We start from the raw sequence: 1721 nt of genomic DNA, 5'->3' as shown, positions 1-1721 counted from the left end.
ACTACAAACATCGTCTTTTTCTGTTGGTGTGTTTAAAACCGCTAGATTGATGAAAACGCTAGGGTTAGTCGCGAAAAGGCCCAAGAAACCACACTACTACACCATGGGGAAAGAGCAACCGACGACACCTAACCTGTTGAAGAGAGCATTCAATCCGCCTGAAATAAATACTCGCTGGGTAGGTGATATTACGTTTATTCGCTCACATCAAGGCTGGTCATATTTAGCGACAGTGATGGATTTAGCCAACCGAGAAATCGTTGGCTATTCACTTTCAAGAACGCCAGATGCTCAGCTTGTAAAACAAGCTTTGACCAATGCGATTGCACAACACCAACCTACGACGAAAGGGCTGATGTTTCATTCAGATCAGGGGGTGCAGTACAGTGCTAAGTTGTACCAGGAGACACTTCAAGATCACAACATGATTCAGAGTATGAGCCGTCGAGGTAACTGTTGGGATAATGCGGTTCAAGAACGTTTTTTTCGTAATTTAAAAACGGAGTACCTGAACGATCTGACCTTTATTAATCATCAGTCAGTCGTCACTGCCGTTAAACGATATATTGGGTTCTATAACTACAAGCGTCTGAACTCGGCGATTGATTATTTAACACCGGCTAAAAAGCGAAAAGAATTACAAAAAGTGGCTTAGAAGACCTACAGGATTACTTGACCATTACATGTGAAATTCTTTCTAGGAAAGGAATTTTACTTAAATCATTGCCTTGAAAGTTTTTTAAATAAAGGCTCTTTCTAAATAACCCATCTCTCTCCCCCCTATGAGTGCCTATTGCAGAGCATATGCATGATCGACTTGAATTACTTTGTAACCATGAAGAACACTCTTACCGACAGTGAACCAAACCATTAGCTGTATTTCGAATCTACGGAGATGCTGTGTCGATAAAAGATAAGAAGCTACTTCATAGACAATATGCGTTTTGCTGACTCTTGCTGTGCAGGACAACACTTATTTATACCATCAGATTGTCATAGGGCTTCATGGTGGTAGCTTAAAAGCATGAACAAACTGAGCATTTCGGACAGGGTATTTAGAAGAATCGTCGTTGTGTAGATAATATACGATCAAGTCAAGCTATGTGACTTAACCCTATGGAAGATCTAACGGCAATGAATAATGAACTTGGTTTATTAGAAATAACTTTAGGATTAAAATGATACCCTGATTTTTGACATTAAGAATTAGAAATCACCTGATAGATACCGAATAACGTCTGCCCACTCAGAAAACTTTGACTACCAAATTGAATTAATTCCCCATCAAATTTTTCCTGTCCCTTCCTTCACGCTTGTCATCAATAAGGTAATACTCTTTCAGAAGCCCTTTGTTTGGTGAAATAATTAACTTACTTACAAACTCGATTCCAAAGTGTTTTTTGACCCAAACTCTTTTTTCTGTATAGCATAAAGGATTTTATATAGAGGGAGCTGTTAGGATGTATGGATCAAAGTGATCAAAGATTATCAACCCCAACACAGACTCAATTGCATCAGGCATGGGTTCTAAGTTAGCGTAGAAAACCATACTGAGATTGAGGATAAAGGGTCTGTGAATTTTTCTCTAGTACAGCATAATGTAAGCGTTCATTCTAGGGAGTCATTGACTCTCAGAGCAATGGCGATTTCAACGGGTTGTCTGCGAACAGTTGCTTCCATCGTCTTGGGATCAAGTCTACGGTGTCTTTTGCTGGATGTTG

Annotated in this window: 1 protein-coding gene; it reads left to right on the top strand. The window is 39.6% G+C overall.

Annotated features, from left to right (window positions below):
* Positions 1–655: IS3 family transposase (locus E0D70_RS17450; RefSeq protein WP_133013540.1), on the top strand; the 655-nt coding region annotated here is incomplete at its 5' end.
* Positions 656–1721: the final 1066 nt, after the last annotated feature.

This window comes from Marinomonas flavescens, assembly GCF_004352835.1.
In the GTDB taxonomy this organism is placed as follows: Bacteria; Pseudomonadota; Gammaproteobacteria; order Pseudomonadales; family Marinomonadaceae; genus Marinomonas; species Marinomonas flavescens.
Note: the sequence above shows the minus strand (reverse complement) of the source record. Positions and strands in the feature narration are given on the sequence as shown.